General features: G+C 57.3%; 8 protein-coding genes. 5 read left to right on the top strand and 3 right to left on the bottom strand.

The window, feature by feature from the left end:
- The first annotated feature begins 3 nt into the window (after nt 1-3).
- The 5 genes from M1D99_RS26075 (at nt 4) to M1D99_RS26055 (ending at nt 3,576) form a co-directional block, all read left to right on the top strand.
- Nucleotides 4-864, top strand: coding sequence for a MurR/RpiR family transcriptional regulator (locus M1D99_RS26075; RefSeq protein WP_434572539.1), 861 nt, complete (start codon nt 4-6; stop codon nt 862-864).
- Nucleotide 865: 1 nt separating this feature from the next.
- Nucleotides 866-2,338 (top strand): N-acyl-D-amino-acid deacylase family protein, encoded by a 1,473-nt coding sequence (locus tag M1D99_RS26070; protein ID WP_434572537.1) that lies wholly within the window; start codon nt 866-868, stop codon nt 2,336-2,338.
- A gap of 124 nt (nt 2,339-2,462) precedes the next feature.
- Nucleotides 2,463-2,831, top strand: a complete 369-nt coding sequence (locus M1D99_RS26065) for a glyoxalase superfamily protein (protein WP_186730460.1) — start codon at nt 2,463-2,465, stop codon at nt 2,829-2,831.
- A gap of 80 nt (nt 2,832-2,911) precedes the next feature.
- Nucleotides 2,912-3,157 carry a FitA-like ribbon-helix-helix domain-containing protein gene (locus M1D99_RS26060; protein WP_434572535.1) on the top strand — a complete coding sequence of 82 codons (246 nt, stop codon included), beginning with the start codon at nt 2,912-2,914 and terminating at the stop codon, nt 3,155-3,157.
- Nucleotides 3,154-3,576: a type II toxin-antitoxin system VapC family toxin gene (locus M1D99_RS26055; protein WP_434572533.1), complete on the top strand. Its 423-nt coding sequence runs from the start codon at nt 3,154-3,156 to the stop codon at nt 3,574-3,576. The genes M1D99_RS26060 and M1D99_RS26055 overlap by 4 nt, the downstream gene beginning before the upstream one ends.
- A 103-nt stretch (nt 3,577-3,679) precedes the next feature.
- Here the strand turns inward: M1D99_RS26055 and M1D99_RS26050 are convergent, their stop codons facing one another.
- Genes M1D99_RS26050 through M1D99_RS26040 form a run of 3 tightly spaced genes read right to left on the bottom strand, consistent with a single transcriptional unit; the run spans nt 3,680 to nt 15,509 of the window.
- A complete protein-coding gene (locus tag M1D99_RS26050; RefSeq protein WP_434572531.1) occupies nt 3,680-6,487 on the bottom strand; it encodes an RHS repeat-associated core domain-containing protein in 2,808 nt (935 codons plus the stop codon).
- Nucleotides 6,484-10,950: a SpvB/TcaC N-terminal domain-containing protein gene (locus M1D99_RS26045; protein WP_458130998.1), complete on the bottom strand. Its 4,467-nt coding sequence runs from the start codon at nt 10,948-10,950 to the stop codon at nt 6,484-6,486. The genes M1D99_RS26050 and M1D99_RS26045 overlap by 4 nt, the downstream gene beginning before the upstream one ends.
- Entirely contained in the window at nt 10,947-15,509 is a 4,563-nt protein-coding gene (locus M1D99_RS26040) for a Tc toxin subunit A-related protein (protein ID WP_434572527.1), read from the bottom strand. Before M1D99_RS26040 ends, M1D99_RS26045 begins: the two co-directional genes overlap by 4 nt.
- Nucleotides 15,510-15,522: the final 13 nt, after the last annotated feature.

Genomic DNA, 15,522 nt, shown 5'->3' with positions numbered 1-15,522 from the left:
GTCATGGACATCCTCTACCAGATCCGTGCCCGTCAGGATTCCTTCAGCGCCGGCGAAGGAAGAATCGCCCGGCTGATGCTCGAAGACGTAGGCTTCGCAGCCTCCGCCAGCCTCGATGAACTGGCCCAACGGGCGGAAGTCAGCAGCGCCACCTTGTCGCGCTTCGCCCGCACCGTCGGTTGCCGAGACCTGCGAGACCTACGCCTGCAACTGGCCCAGGCCAGCGGCGTCGGCAGCCGTTTCCTCGACCCGGCCGGCGCGCCGGAGCAGTCGGCGTTTTATGGACAGATCGTCGGCGATATCGAAGCGACCCTGCGCCAACATCTGTCAGGGTTCGAAGAGTCGCGGTTTGGCGATGCCGTGAGGATGATCGGCAAGGCACGGATGATCCATGCGTTCGGCCTGGGTGGCTGGTCGGCGCTGTGCGGCGAGGAGTTGCAAGTGCGGCTGGTGCGTTTTGGCTACCCGATTGCCGCCTGCCGCGACCCGGTGATGATGCGCATCACCGCCACCTCGCTGAGCGACCAGCATCTGGTCATCGCCTGCTCACTGACCGGTATCACGCCGGAGCTGTTGAGTGCGGTTGAACTGGCCCGCAGCTACGGTGCGGCGATCCTCGCCATCACCCGCGCCGGCTCGCCACTGGCCGAAGTGGCCGATTGCGTGCTGCCCCTGCAAAGCGCCGAGACTTCCTTCATCTACAAACCCACGGCGGCGCGCTACGGGATGCTGCTGGCCATTGACGTGCTCGCCACCGAGCTGGCGCTGGCCCACCCCGAAGACAATCAAGAGCGCCTGCGGCGGGTCAAACTCGCCCTGGACGATTACCGCGGTGGCGACGATCATTTGCCGCTGGGAGACTGACATGCTGTACGACACGCTTATCCGCAATGCGCTGGTCATCGACGGCAGCGACACGCCCGGCTACCACGCCGACGTAGCGATCCACGGCGGTCGCATCGAACGCATCGGCGAGCTGCGCGATGCCCAGGCCGTGGAAGACATCGACGCCGCCGGCCGCGCGCTGGCGCCAGGCTTCATCGATGTGCACACCCACGACGACACAGTGGTCATTCGCCAACCGCAGATGCTGCCCAAGCTCAGCCAGGGCGTGACCACCGTGATCGTTGGCAACTGCGGCATCAGCGCCGCGCCGGTGAGCCTGCGGGGCGATCCGCCGGACCCAATGAACTTGCTCGGCACGGCCCGGGCGTTCGCCTACCCACGCTTTGCCGATTATCGCGCAGCGGTGGAAGCGGCGACGCCAGCGGTCAACGTGGCTGCGTTGGTCGGGCACACAGCGTTGCGCAGCAACCACATGGACGATTTGTTGCGCACGGCCTCGGTAGGAGAAATCGCCGCCATGCGTCGGCAATTGCGCGAAAGTCTGGAGGCCGGTGCCTTGGGGTTGTCCACCGGCCTGGCCTACGCCAACGCCTTTGCAGCGTCCACCGACGAAGTCATGCAACTGACCGAAGAATTGAGCGCATTCGGCGCTGTCTACACCACCCACCTGCGCAGCGAATTCGAACCGGTGCTCGAGGCCATGGACGAGGCGTTCCAGATCGGCCGTCATGCGCAGAGTCCGGTGATCATTTCCCACCTCAAATGCGCGGGCGCCGGCAATTGGGGACGAAGCCCGCAGGTGCTCGCGGCGTTGGAAAACGCGGCGAAAACCCATCCGGTCGGTTGCGACTGCTACCCCTACGCGGCCAGCTCCTCGACCTTGGACCTCAAGCAAGTGACCGATGCCCATCGCATCACCATCACCTGGTCGACACCGCACCCGTCGATGGGCGGACGTGACCTTATCGACATCGCACGCGATTGGGAAGTGTCGCTGTTGGAGACGGCGCGGCGCCTGCAACCGGCAGGCGCGGTGTACTACGGCATGGATGAAGGCGACGTACGACGGATCCTCGCCCATTCGTTGTCCATGGTCGGCTCCGACGGTTTGCCCGAAGACCCGTTTCCCCATCCTCGCTTGTGGGGCGCTTTCCCACGGGTGCTGGGATATTTCAGTCGAGACATTGGGCTTTTTCCGTTGCACACCGCCGTGCACAAAATGACTGGCCTTTCCGCCGCGCGTTTCGGCCTCAAGCAACGAGGAGAAATCCGTGAGGGCCATTGGGCGGACCTGGTGTTGTTCAATCCCCACACCATTCGTGACGTCGCCGATTTCAATGAACCTCAGCGGGCGGCCGAAGGGATTGATGGTGTGTGGGTCAACGGTGCCCTGAGCTATCGCGACGGCCAGGCGAATGGCCGCCGGGAAGGGCGCTTCCTGGCACGCGAAGGCGATCTGCGTCGAGGCTTTGGTCCATCGAATGGCGTGTAAATGGCTGGTAGTGTGTTAATTGGCGTCACAATAATGGCATTGCGACACTAAAGAAGCCGGGTTTAAAGCCGAAGCATTGGAGTCAACCCATCTACACTGGGTCTTTTCAGCCAGGGAGCAACCCATGAGCTTCGGTAAAACCACCCCGATCCTGCGGATCTTCGATGAAGCCAAGGCGTTGGCGTTCTATGTCGACTTCCTGGGCTTTACCGTTGACTGGCAACACCGCTTCGGTGACAACTTTCCCCTCTACTTGCAAGTCTCCCGCGGGGACTGCGTGCTGCACCTGTCCGAGCACCATGGCGATTGTACGCCGGGCTCGGCGCTGCGGATCGAGACCGATGAGCTGGAAGCCTTCCAGCAGCAGCTGCTTGCCAAACAATACCGCTACGCCCACCCACAGATCCAGGCCATGCCCTGGGGCAGCCAGGACATGGCGATCAGTGATCCGTTCGGGAATCGGTTGGTGTTTACCAATGCGATTAACGTCTGAGCCGTTAGCGACTCTCTGGATCCTACTGACCCAAGGTGTGTTAGCCTAAATCAATGATTTCATTGATTGCAGGGGGCATCATGGCCAGCATCACCATTCGAAACCTTGACGACCAGATCAAAGAAAAACTGCGGATCGCCGCTGCTCATAATGGGCATTCGATGGAAGAAGAGGCTCGGTTGATCTTGGGAAAGGCATTGGCCTCTGTTAGCCAGGCGGGAGGTCTTGGCAGCCGGATCCGCAGCAGGTTTAGCGCAAGCGGCGGGGTTGAGCTCGATCTGCCTTCGCGACAGGAGAAGGCTAAGGCGGTGGATCTTGACGAATGATCGTGCTCGATACCAATGTCCTGTCAGAGTTCATGCGGTCTGAACCCGACGCTAGAGTGTTGGCTTGGGTCGACGTGCTGCCAGCGATGGAGCTTGCGATCACTGCGGTGACCGTGGCGGAAATTCTCCATGGCATTGCCCGGCTCCCATCCGGCAAGCGCAAACAGAAGCTTGAAGCCAATGCGATGGCGATGTTCGAAGAGGATTTCGTTGGGCGAATATTTCCGTTTGACGCTTATGCCGCCGTTGAGTACGCGGCTCTGGTGGCGAACAGCGAGGCAAGGGGACGGGCGGTGTCGATGGCCGATGCGCAGATCGCCGCTATTTGCCGAGCCCAGTCCACTTCGATAGCGACTCGAAATGTTCGGGATTTTGAGTTTTCTGGGGTCGAGGTGATTGATCCCTGGCAGGCCGAGTAGAGGGTTTGATCTGATCGTTCAGGCAGGCCATGCCCTGGGGGAGCCAGAACATGGCGGTGGTCGATCCGTTTGGCAATCGGTTGGTCGTTACCCGCGCTGAGCTTTACTGACGATACTCATTGATCGACGCTACGTGGACATTATATAAACGTGGCGTCCTCAGTTGGCGGCCTGTTGGGATACTAACGTTTGATGGAATGATTCCGCTGCAATTGAAACAGGCGATAAATGGCTCCGGTTGCGTCACGTTCTGTAATTTTTGGGTGTACAGAGTCGTATCCGCAAGCATTCTTTCACGCTTCCCCGGATAGAGAGCAATAACGGTGTTCAGCGCTCCAACTTCCCCATGAGCCCCTGGTCCTCCAGTTAGTATTGGAATGATTCCATTGGAAGCCTCGATATGTCTTTCGATAAATTCTCGGGTTGGCTGTTGAAGTTCGTACAGGTCGTCCTTTGTTCTGCTTAGCGTTGGGTCGAGCCTCAGTGCATCGGCATCTACTTGAAACTGATAGTGTGGGTCGTTTTTCCTGTCTCGGTATTTTTGGGCCAAGTTTTCCATGTAATCAGCCGTATTGCTGATTTGGTAGCTTCCGAAATTCAGTTGGAAATCCTCGCTGGTAGCGGTGCCATCATAATGCGGGTCCACCCCGCGATATCCCGGTGCGCCTTTTTCGTTGGGCTTTGGCTTGGGAAGATTGTAATGCTCCATGATGGCCACATGGTTGTCGCCCGCGTAATCTTCAATAACGCCATAGGAGTGAACAACAATAACGTTGTCGCGTTTTGTCTTGCTAAAGCCGGGGCTGGCATCGGGGTCTTCTTCAGGGCCTTGTTTGCCCTTCTTCGCTGGAGATGGTGGCTTCATCATTTTTTTTGAGCGTTCCTCCCCATCCTGTTTCGTCCATTCGACAGGGTCGATTTCCTTTCCCTGAGCATCAGTGAGTATCAACCCCTGGTGATCGACAAACCTCACCGGGTTATTCCCCACCATACAATACAAGTTCAACCCATCAACCGCCCCCGCCGGGTCGGGACTGATCCAACGTTGCAACCACGGCGCGTAATACCGGTGTCCGTAGTAGTACAACCCGCTGGCATCGCGTTCCTTGCCGGAGTAACGAATGGTCCGGTAATCGGCTTCCACGGCCGAACGGGATGCCACCCAAGCGGTTCCTCCATAGGGCAGGTAACTTTCCTGGCTAATCAGGTCGGCCTTGTCGTCGAGTTCCAGTGAGCTGGAGCCCAGGTGGTCATCAAGGCTATAGCGCAGTTGATTGGCCGCGATCCTGGACGGTCGGCCTTCGGTCCAATGCAGGTAACGCACGCTGCAGCGTCCGGCTTGCAGGGTGATAACCTCCAGGCGTTCGTTATGACGAGTGCGGATTTCGAGCCCCGGCAAGTAGCGGACTTCCTCAGTGCGGATCATTGCAGCGGCATGGGTTGTCTTGATCTTGCGCACGCGTTGACCGCTACTGTCGTAGGCATAGTGCTCGGTGTCGTCGGCACGGTTTTCACGCTTGACCAGCACCACGCAATCTAGTTGGTTGCGGCTACTCCACTTCAATGGCTGGCCTGGGCATAGGGCCTGCAGGTTGCCGTTGTCATCGAAGTCCATCGTTGTTTGGGTTGCGTCGTCGCCCTGGCTCCAAGACATGAGGCGATTGCTGGCGGCGGCCACGTTCAATGTGCGGGTGTAGTTATTCCCGTCGCGAACATGACGCAGCTCGGTCAGGTTGCCGCCGTCGTCGTAGGTGTATTGCTCGGTAAAGTTGAACAGTTGCGTAGGGTCGAATGAAATCGTACCGGTGCCCGGAAGACCGGGGGGCGCGGTCAATCCGGCGGCCTCACGCCCCGTGGCGCTGGTCAATTGGTAGAGGCTGTCGTAAGTGAAGGTGCTGACGGGTTTTACCCGTTGATTGCTGTTGAAACGCTCCGGTTGGACGTTGTCGGTAATTTGCAACACGTTCCCCACGGCGTCGTAGGTGTAGTGGAGTTCTTGCAAGGTTTTGCCAGGCATCGATGCGCTGAGCGACATAAGTCGCCCGCTGGCTGGATCGAACATCGCGCGACTCGTTACACCATTGCCGGCGGTTTGCGATTCGACTTGGCCGAATGCGTTGTAGACGAGGTTCTCGACGATCGTTTTTTTAGCCTCGGTGCCTTTTATTTTCAGGCTCGCGGATTTGAGTTGGCCCGCGACATCGAAGGTGTAGTGCTGTTCGTGTCGAGCGGCATCGGTCTGCTGGATGATGTGTCCCAGTGCGTCATAGGACCAACTCGTTTTGTAGCCTTCGCCCTTTTCGAGAAGACCACCACGATCGTTCAAGTCGGTTGGCCAGTCAGGTTGTGCAGCCTCGATCAGCATGTGCCTTGTCTGGCCAAGCGGTTTACCGCATAACGCATATTCGTCGACGATCAACGTGCCCGCGCTGTCGTCGTGGCGAATGAGCGCGCCGCATTGATTGAGCGCCGCCGATTCCTGCGAGCTGTCGCCATAGCTCAAGCACTCGACTTTACGCAGCTCTTTTCCCGCAGCTTGCTCCTCGACTGTGATCAGTCTCAGTTGGTTGTCGTAAGTCGATTGCCAGTGGTTTCCTCGCTGATCCCAACTGCGCAAAATCTGTCCGGCGTCGCCGGGCAAGTTCAGGTGCCATCCGGCGTCGACGCTGTTTACTCGCAATGGTTTGCCGGACAGGCTGTAGACAGTCGCAAGATTGGCGTCAGTTGCGTTGGCAAGCCGAGGGTCGCGCTGGGTAATCAGCCGCCCGGCGACGTCGTACTCTTGCCGGCTGGCGCGCATCTGGGGTTTTTCGCCTTCCTTGCCTCGGCAGTAAGCGACCTGGCGCACCGGCAGGCCGCGGCCATCGACGGCGTTGATGGAGGGCGTCTTGCGATGAAGGCGTGCGCTCATGCCTCACCTCCAGCTGTCGGGGCATGTTCGGCCATGACTTCTTCCAGCGTGTCGTTTTCATCCTCGTCCACGGTGTACCACGGATGACGGGTCTGTCGGCGCATCCAGCTAAGACCATTCTGTTTGGCGAGACGGGTGTGGGTAGGGCGGCCCAATGCGTCGTAGAACTGCTGGTCGCAATGGCCGGACTGCCGAAAGGATTTGTCGTTGATATAGCGATGCTGGTCAGCAAAATAGGGACGGTAAACCCGGATCGCCAAGCCCTTGCTGTTGTATTCCACCCGTTCGCTGACGCGCCAGCGCGTTGCGGTGATCTGTTCCAGCGGTTTGCCGTCCTCGTTGAGTGTCAGTTCGCCCTTGGCATCCACGATGTAAGCGATGCCTGGTTCGACTCGCTGCTTATTTTGCAGCAGGCGACCAAAGCCATCGAAGCACGTCATGGCGATGCGGATTTGTTTCTGGTCGTCATCGGGGTAACGATCGGCAACGAGTGTGGCGATGTGGATCGGCTCACGTTTCGAAGTACGAATTTCGTGTTTCAGTTTTTTATCGTCGGCAGAAAGTACCTTGAGTTTCGACAGCCGCGCGCGAGCCGAAGCGCGGATTTGCCCGGTTGGTAGTACGTCGCCTTTGGCCACACATCGCGCTAGCCAGTCGGTGTCTTTCAGCGCTGCCGCCGATAGGTTTCCCATCCAACTGAATGGCGCGTAATAGATAGCGGTGGCGGCGTCCAGCAACGCGTCCTTGCTCAGCGTGATCGCTTCTGCCGGGCTTTTAGGCGAATGCTTGAACGCCGCGATCGGTTTGAAACCAACGGGGTTGTTGTTCTCGTCGCCGTAAAAGGTACTGGCCAGTATCTGGCCGAAGGCATCGGCAAGGCATTCCTGCACGTTACCGTTGGGGTCTTTGACCCATTGGGGCAGGAGACTACGGTAATCGTATTGCGCCTTGGTCGTGCAGCCATCGGGCAGTTCGAACCCGGTCACAAAGCAAGTGTATGGGTCGTAGCTGATCTTGGTCACGCCGTGGCTGTTGCTCGACTGCACGGTCTTGGTTTTGTAGAAACCTTCCAAGCCGGCGTAGGTCGCGAAGCCACTTTTGACTGACCAGAGCTTGCCAACTGGTCTGGCTGTGGCCAGGAACTCAGCCATGGATTGATAGCCAATCTCCGTGAGCATTTTGTCGTCGGGTTGAGATACGGGCGGTTCTAGATGGAAGGCTTGTAGGGCGGTTTCGTCCAGCTCGGCGGTTTCCAGATGGTCGACCAGGGCTTCGAAGCTGGCGTTGCCGTCCGGCAGTGTTTCGTTGGCAGATGTCTTTTTGTAGCGTGTTACGGACAGACCGGTGAGAACGGCCTGGGCAGCCCAGCTTCGTTTCCTGACGCATTCGATAAGTCTCTCATAAGTAATATCCTTCGATGCCCGCCCTCCGTCATCAGGTGTCTTGGATAGTTTCAACGCGTTGGTCCGCTGGTGATAAGGCAAACCCAGGCGCCATCCTTGAGGTGCTTGCAGGTTGATGAATTCGGCGCGAGTTTGCGTCAGGTAGTAGAACTGTTGCGCGGGGTCATGGGCGTCCTGCCACCATTGTTGCTGGTCCGGGTCGCTGAATGGTGCGGCATCATCAGCCGTTTTGCGTCGGGCGTAGTGGACGTTCACGCTGTGTGTGACCGCACCGTACGGGTCATGCTGCAAATTGATCAGGTGCTGGCATTGTGGATCGTCGCTCTGGCCTTCGTATTGGTAGCTGATGGATTCCAGCAGCAGTGGCAACAGGGAAGCATAGCGCCGCGGGCCTTGGGGGGGCTGTTGCAGGCGAACCCGATAACGATTTTCCTGAACCGAGTACAGCGTCTTGGGATCGCTCCCTGCGTATGTCTCGCTGCGCAGTAAATGACCGCTCAGGGCGCGGCACATCTCAAGCGTGGTCGCTTCGTCCGGCGCGTCAACCAATGCGTCGGCATTTTCTTCATCTTTGTATCGGCACAGTAACGCTTTACCTAACGCCTTGGCTTGCGAATCGGCACCGTGATAGTCGCGTCGGTCCATGTCCAATGCCTGGCCGGTATGAAACCAGCTTTTTTTCAAGCAAGGCTCTGTGAAACCTGGCGAATCGGCATCGTTGGGATAGGTTTCATTGTCGGTTTGTATCAGCAAGCCGAAGCCGCGGAACTCCCGTTCGACGCCATCGTAATAACCTTGGCGATAGGAAAACCGCTGCGTCAGGCGATTACCGGTGATCTCATCCCGCTGGACCTGGCGCGACACCAGGTGCAGGGGCAACGGTACATGGCAGGTGAGGGACTCTTTGGCCATGACCCTTGCCGCTTTCTCATCCAGCCACTCCTGGGCCGAGCTGCGATAAGCGATGCGGGTTGCGGCGCCCATGTTGTTGTGGGTGCCGGTGAGCAGATATGGCTTTTCCTCGACAAAATCGTAGCGCCAATGTTGCGCCGGGGTCAGATGCGGCATGCTCAGCACGAGGCTGGAGCAACCCAGCCCTAGCAGGTCGACGATGCTCACCTGGCATAGGTTGTCGTAGCGCAGGCCGGTTGGCCACGGCAGCGTAATCGCGGGAGCGAAGCCATTGCCGCAGCGGTTCATGAAGATCAGTGCTCGATCCGCTTGCAGATAGATCAGGTCGGCGGCACCGGAACCATCCAGGTCCGCGAGACGGATGCGCGAGGCATCGAAGGTAAGGTAGGCGAGGCCCGGAAAATCCAACACGATGCCTTTGCCGAATCGCCCGTGGCCCAGGTTCGGCCAGCACTTCACCTCGTTGTGGCGAATGCGCACCAGGTGTTGCTGGCCACTGCCGAGTAGATCACTGAACGCCACCAGCTCGGAAGGTGACCCGTTGAATACCGGCAGGGCATCGTCATCGTCGTCGCGAGGAACTTCCCGCGCCGTGGCGAAACCATTCTCGCGCTGGTTGGCATACAAGCGAACGCTGCGTGGGCCTATCAGGGCGAGGTCGTTGAGGCCTTCACCCATCAGGTCGGCCAGATTCCCTTTCGGACTGAAGAATTCGCTAGGAAACGCCTGGAAGGTCGCGAAGTTCGACCACTTGCGATCCGCTCCGAGCGAAAAGAAACCGCTGAGCCCCGGTTGGGCAATGATCCAGTCCAGGCGGCCGTCGCCTGTGAGGTCACTCAATGTTTGGCGCAGCGTTTTCGCTGTGTCGGTGACAGGCGTCTTGGGCAGCTCTTGCCACTGACCGTAAGCCACTTCATCAGTCTTGGCTTTAGCGCGCATGGGTTCACGGTAATACCAGCCTGCCGCGCGTCGATGGAGCACGCCGGGCAACCCTTCACCGTACAAATCCACCAGTTGAAAACCCTGTTCGCCGTCGAGCCCTGGCACGCCCTCAAAACGCTTCCAGGCGCCCACATCGGTCAGGCCGTTGAACTCGCTGTAGCGAAATTCCATGGGAGGACGACTTTGAGGCGCTGCTTCGTCGCCGAACGCTTGGTCGTGCGCTGCACTCAGGAGGTTATATCCCAGGGAGGTCTCGCGGTACTCAAGCAACACACGCCGTACGAGAACAGGATCGGCGCTCAACTCGGGGAAGCGATGAAACATCAATACCTGGCGACATAGGCGATCGGTACGTAGTTCGAAACCGTAGGCAAAGATGGAAAACGCATCGCTACGTTTTTGCGATTGCAGTGCTTCATAGCGTGGTTTTGTCTTGTATTCGGTGCTTCGCTCACCGTAGTCGAACACCAACTCGAAGTGCCATTGGTCCGGCTTCGGTGGATCTGTTTTCCAAGCGTAAAGTTCGGCGTTGGCCTTCACATTGCCGTAGCGCACATGGCTCAAATAGCGTTGGGCTCCGCCATTTCCCGCGTACACATATTGAATGTGCTCTCCACGCGTATTCAGGCTTTCCTCCAACAGCCACTCACCTACTCGGCTTGCGTCTTTTGGATCTGTTCGTCGCGACTCGGGATTTTTTCCGTAGACATGCAGACTGCCATCGGCCTCGTGCACGAGCCAGAAACCCGGTGTATCCCCATCCGACGACCAATGTTCAATCCGGTCGAAGCTGCTTTCGATTCTTGGCAGGTGACGCGTTACTGTGTAGGTCGTGCCCAGGTCCAGGTCGTTGTAGCGATTGACTTGAGTTGGACTGATGCCATGTTCGGGCAACCAGACCACGCCGCTGGGGCCGACGATTTCGTCATCGTCGTTATAGGTCGGCACGCCCTTGCTGGTGCGCCGCGCCACGCTGGGCAACGACAATCCCCAGCCGGTGCCGAATACACCGTTGCCGGCCGAGCTGCTGTAGCTCAAGGACAAGGACGGAGCAAAGCCACGCCCGGGCGAAATCGGTAGCGCCATCTCATAACAAGCCGTGCCGTGGGCGCCGACTTCGCCCCACCCTTTGCCGATACTCTGGATGGCGCCGCCCCCCTTGGGCAGCGACGGCGCGTTAATCGGCAGTGCGGTTTGTTCATTCATGACACACCTCCGCCGACCCTGGCCGTGTAGCTCACATGCACGATGACGTCGGTGAGTGAGTCGAGCAGGTCTTTTTGCGCTTCGGGGTTCGGGAACGTCAGTTGCCATTGGGAGACCGCGCCGGTGTATTCAAACGGCAGGTAACGTTCATCGTTGAAGTTCAAAGTGAACAGGCCGTTGTCGTCGACGCCTGTGGAAAGGGCGATCTGTTGGTTAGCGCGCCGGCCCTCCATGAGGCGTCCAGTGTCATTAGCGGACGTAAACACTTTGCTAGAGGTCTGGGTCAGTATGGCGCGGATGTTTTCGTAAGGACCCACAACGGTCGGTAAGGAAACGCTGATGGTTTTGATCCGCCGCAGGTAGTGCTTCTGTTCTTTGTAATCACTCTCGAACAGCTCTTGGGACAGCTCGAATTCGCATTGGCCTTTCTTCAGTTCGGCATGCATTTCCAGCCATGGCTTGTTGATCGTTTTAGTCTTGGTCTGGTCTTTCAATTGGCGCAGTGAAATCGTCTTGCGAATCTCCAGCTCTCGCTGGTTACGGCGCAGATATTCGGCCTGCATGTTCAACAGGCTGAGTTTCAATTGCTCGCCTGCGCCAAGTCCTCGATAGGTGGTATTCCATGCTCCGGGTTGGATGAATCGCGCATCGAGATCACCAATTTCGTATTGCCAACATTGCTCTGCGGCCAAACACAGGGAGAGCGTGGTGTCGTAGGCCTGGCGATAGAGGGCGGCAAACTGGCTGTTCAGCCATTGATACAGCTGAGCTCTGGTAAAGCGCTTACTGAGAAAGTCGTAATTAGTCTTGGTTTGGCTCAGGGTTGATTCGGCCTGGCGCAGTTGCAGGCGAGTGGCGGTTTCCTGCTCGGTGAATTGCGCCAGTTGTGCGTCAATCTGGGCCAGCTCGAGCTGTGATTGGTCATGGGTGTGTTGCCAATCTTCCCGGCGGCGATCGAATATGGCTTGGCGGTCAAGGTCGGCCGCTATCGTGCGGTTTATGATCGCGGCGCTATGGGCTGCCGCGGAGGCCGCGAGTGCCGGCCCCTCCCAACGGCTGCCGCCAAAACTGAGGCCCGCGATGTTTGGCGCCAGCATGAGCCCCCCCGCCGCCACTTGGAAGGCCAAAGCAGCAGCCTCAAACGAACCGCTGGATATGGAGAGCCCACTGACGGCCATTTCCTTGCCACTTAGACTATCGTCCAACAGTTTTTTGTAGTGGGTTACGCGGTTTTGAGCAATTGCCTGGCTTGCGAGCAGCGCCTGGCGGTTCTGACGATCGATATTCAAGGCCTGGCGTTGCAGGTCGACCGAGATTTTCGCCAGGTTCCAGGCTTGCTGCTGCTGTAGCTCTTGCAACTGCGCCTGTTCCTTGCGCTCGATCAGCGACAGCAGCACGGCGCCAAATTGGTTGAGGCTTTCCACGGCACTCAATGCCTGTTGATGCATGAGCGAGAATCGATAGTGCGGGATCGCGGTGGGCGGCCCCCCGCGAACCGTATTGTCCGAAGTATTCAAGACCCCGGAACTGAGTAACACGCGAGGATCCAGCGGCGCTGCAAATATCGGCAGATGCAGCGGTTTGCCGGCAATGTCGAGGTTGTGTCGCAAGTTATGCAGGCGGCTTTCTGCAATGTCCCAGCACTGGAGCAACTGCGGGTGGAACGGCAGACGTAGATGCGGGCTATCGATGGTTGGCAAGGACGCGTGCGAAGCGCCCTCACGGACCGGCGATGAGGCCTGGGAGTGTGGCACCGATCGTTCAAATTCACGCAATTTCTCGCTGCTCGCTTCGCTCAGCGTTTGCAGGCTGATGCTCGCCCAATGATCGACCGATTGAACGGTCGGGCGTGGCCCTAACAGATCCAGCACCCGCACGTACCACAGCTTTGCCTCACTGAGGCCGTCAGGGGTCAGTTCGCGGTACGCTGCGTCGCCTCGATTGATCAGGATGTCGAGGTACAGGAAGTAGAGCGCCTTGCGAAAGTGAGCTGGATGACTGAGCGCGATCTGATGAGGGTCGTGGGGCGCCTGGTCGGCATACGAAGGCGTGCTGCTATCGATTAACGGAAGGGCCCTCCAGCAGTCTTCTTTGCCGCGACTTGGATCGAAGACGCGGCGCAACCAGCGTTCGGCCTCGTCGTAGCGTTGTTCGACGTTCAAGCGATGAGCGACCAGCCAGGGCAAGTAGAGGAACAGTTCGGTGAAGTAACGACCGTAAGAGCCGTGGAAGTCCATCCTGTTGACGATGTCGTCTGCAATGGCGGGTTCTGCCAGGTGTTGGGTCGTAGTGTCGAACAGTTCATCCAGGCTGTTTTCGGTACGCTGGATCAATTCCGGGGCGAACACGGTGTTTAGCCTGATCGGTTGGCGCTTTTGGCTTTTGCTGTCGCTGTTCCTGATGTCAGAAGTGGCAAAGTCGATGAATTGGGTGGTTCCCAGGTCGGGCGTCGATAGGGCGGCGATCTTTGGCGGGGCGAAGCGCTGTGGAACCAGGGTAAGTCTGATTTCTTTGAGGGCGAAGTAAATTGTTTTTTCCGGTTCGCTAGGGCGAGCCAGCGCAACCCCATAAAACAAAGTCTCGCAGTTCCAATTAACATCCTCAATTCGCAAGGGGTAGTCAAACTGGCTGGGCAAGGCCTCCTTCAAGTCGGACTCAGTCACCAGTGTTAGTTTGTCATAGGTTAACGAATTTGCCTCTAATGAGATGGGGTGGCGCATTATTATGTACTTTCGGTGCAGCTCATCTATTTTGCATGTGAACTCAGTTGGGCCCTCGACATTATAAGAATTAGGATACTCAAATGATATGTGGATTTGTCCGGCAGCGGTGTTAGACGTATGCAGGGGACGATTTTTATAAAGCTTGATCAAGTAGCGTACCGCTGGCATTGAGATAAATTTTCCAGCCAGGCTTCTACTACCGCTAGCAACTACGGAGTTCGTCGAGAAGCCTGGGGTTTTTTCATCGTCTCTAATGACGTCGGATAGTTCGCCGATTTGCAGTGTGCAACTTTCATTTATTACACATTTAGCATGAAGTATGGATCCGGCGCTAAGTTTTATATAAGAGGAAGGCGAGCTTTCGCCAAGGGAAGGTAAAACGAACTCAAGATAATCGGAAAACGTAAAGTGGATGTCACCCACAGCAAGCGGAAAAGCCTCATCGTCGGCATTAATCAATAGCTTGGGTGCCGCGTCGATAGGTTTGAAAATGTCTCCATTAAGATGCTCATCGAGAACCGAAAGTTGATGGCTGATGTTTTTTGGAGAGGGGGTCGCATTACGCTCGATATTCAGTAAAGACATACATGTTTGTATGTTCTGTCTACCAGGTTCGATGAAGGTGTAGTCAAGGTCTAGGGCAGGGCGTTGGGTCTGCGATTGTTTGATGCTTGTTACGCTGGCAGACGCGAGAGCTAGGTTTTTGTCGATGTAAATTGTTTTGATGAAACTGTAAGGACTGGACGATGCCGGTGCCGAGTCGATTGTTGATCGTCGAACGCTTATCGCTAGATAGAGTAACGCTTGCGAACTCACGCGGTGCTGCACCGCAACGGTACATATCGATTGTTGGATCGCCGTCTGATCCTTCACGCGAACCGCGTCGTCGTCACAATATCCTTGCAGGGCAACTCTTGGAGTACTCCAAATGCCATCCTGTTTTTTGAAGCAATAGCTTAACCGCAGTAGCGGATGATTCACCCGGGGGGCCATGGCTCCTGCGCTCGAAGGAGCGCTGGAGGCCGACGGGTCCTGATGGATGCATTCGGCCCACACGACGAACAGACGATTGTTGAACCACACCGGACGAATAGAGTGTTCGACGGCGCTATCGGGAATCGGCACATCGGCTTTTTCCCAATCCGACCAGGCATACGGATCCGGCTGATCCAGTTTGTGGGCGATGGCAGGGGGCTGCGCTGGCGTGCCGTTCAGCGGCCGTTGCGTCATGTTCAGCGAGCGCCAGAAATAGGTATTTTCGGTACGTGACTTGGCGATGAAATAGTAGTTGCTGTTGGCAAAGTCTTCGCCGTCGATGTAGCCATTGAGAATATTCAGGTTGGCGATTTCTTCGAATCGGGTCAGGTAGGCCATGACCGCCGATTGAACCGCGTCGGTCTGGATCCGGTTCTGGTTGAGCTCGTTTTCCAACTGCTGGAAATTGTCGCTCTTGTTATTTCTCAGGACAGGGTCCAGGTAACTTGCAGGGAAATAGAGCAGCTTTTGATGAGCCGCCCAAACGGGATATTGATGCATCTCGTTGCGCCACGTTTGCATCTGCTCGGGCGTGATGTTTGCCTGGTCGTAGCCAGGCTCCATATTCATCAGGATGCGATTGATGTATTGCTGAAGGCTGGCAATGGCGCAGGCCACAGGCGTGGTGGGCACATCCTGACTGACCAGCACGTCCAGCAGCCAGTATTCATAAAGGTCTCGGGCAGTCTTGAGTCGCACTGTTCCTGGCAAGCTTTTGCCCGGCGCGATCTTGTGTAGGTAGAACGCCAACTGCGCATCGCGCAGGCTTTCATCCAGCTGCTTTTTCATGGCAACGGTCATATTCAATCCTTGA

This window comes from Pseudomonas sp. R3-41, from assembly GCF_054161485.1.
This window is presented reverse-complemented; position numbering and strand designations above follow the sequence as displayed.

Bases quoted from the DNA above. Each gene is read 5' to 3' on its own strand.
- M1D99_RS26075 (WP_434572539.1), top strand. From the start codon at position 4: ATGGACATCCTCTACCAGATCCGTGCCCGTCAGGATTCCTTCAGCGCC.
- M1D99_RS26070 (WP_434572537.1), top strand. From the start codon at position 866: ATGCTGTACGACACGCTTATCCGCAATGCGCTGGTCATCGACGGCAGC.
- M1D99_RS26065 (WP_186730460.1), top strand. From the start codon at position 2,463: ATGAGCTTCGGTAAAACCACCCCGATCCTGCGGATCTTCGATGAAGCC.
- M1D99_RS26060 (WP_434572535.1), top strand. From the start codon at position 2,912: ATGGCCAGCATCACCATTCGAAACCTTGACGACCAGATCAAAGAAAAA.
- M1D99_RS26055 (WP_434572533.1), top strand. From the start codon at position 3,154: ATGATCGTGCTCGATACCAATGTCCTGTCAGAGTTCATGCGGTCTGAA.
- M1D99_RS26050 (WP_434572531.1), bottom strand. From the start codon at position 6,487: ATGAGCGCACGCCTTCATCGCAAGACGCCCTCCATCAACGCCGTCGAT.
- M1D99_RS26045 (WP_458130998.1), bottom strand. From the start codon at position 10,950: ATGAATGAACAAACCGCACTGCCGATTAACGCGCCGTCGCTGCCCAAG.
- M1D99_RS26040 (WP_434572527.1), bottom strand. From the start codon at position 15,509: ATGACCGTTGCCATGAAAAAGCAGCTGGATGAAAGCCTGCGCGATGCG.